This is a genomic window from Candidatus Skiveiella danica, from assembly GCF_022705245.1.
Classification (GTDB): Bacteria; Pseudomonadota; Gammaproteobacteria; order Burkholderiales; family Burkholderiaceae_C; genus Skiveiella; species Skiveiella danica.
This window is the reverse complement of sequence record NZ_JAKJEW010000093.1, coordinates 340-980: the sequence shown is the minus strand read 5'-3', so window position 1 is coordinate 980 and position 641 is coordinate 340. Positions and strand designations below refer to the sequence as shown.

The following is a 641-nucleotide window of genomic DNA, read 5'->3' as shown; positions in this document are numbered from 1 at the left end:
GATCGCAAAGCAAGGAGGCATCATATGTTATTTAAACGATTAGCATTTATAGCTTTATTCGTCATCCCGGCCCTGCTTGTCGCCGGCTGTTGCGCCAGCAGGGGACAGACGTCGTTGGAAGGTGAAGCGAAGACCGTCTTCAGGCTTGCCTCGATGACGCCCATGGAACATACCTACAATCAGGGGGCGGTCCGGTTCGCCCAACTGGTCAGGGAAAGGAGCCGGGGGCGCATCGAGATTGCCGTTTATCCCAATGGTGAGTTGGCCAAGGGGGAACGGGAATTACTGGAAGCCATTCAGGAGGGAAGTATAGACTTTTACGTAGGTTCCACAGGCCCCATCAGCGGCTTCAGTCCGTCCATGGGCATCCTGGATCTGCCCTTTCTGTTCCGTGACTACAGCCACGCGGACCAGGTACTGGACGGTTCGGTCGGCAACAGGCTCCTGACGGATCTCGAGAAGGCCAATCTCAAGGGTCTGGCCTTCTGGGAAAACGGCTTCCGCAACCTGACCAACTCGAAAAGGGCCGTAAAAACACCGGGCGATGCCAGGGGGCTGAAGATCCGCACCATGGAAAACAAGCTGCATTTGGCCGCCTGGAAGGCCGTCGGCGTTCAGCCCATACCGATGGCCTATGGCGA

At 56.9% G+C, this 641-nt stretch carries 1 protein-coding gene; it reads left to right on the top strand.

The features are described from left to right. Positions 1 to 24 precede the first annotated feature (24 nt). The coding region (dctP, locus tag ACMUOY_RS20145) for a TRAP transporter substrate-binding protein DctP (RefSeq protein WP_413894513.1) at positions 25 to 641 on the top strand (617 nt) is incomplete at its 3' end.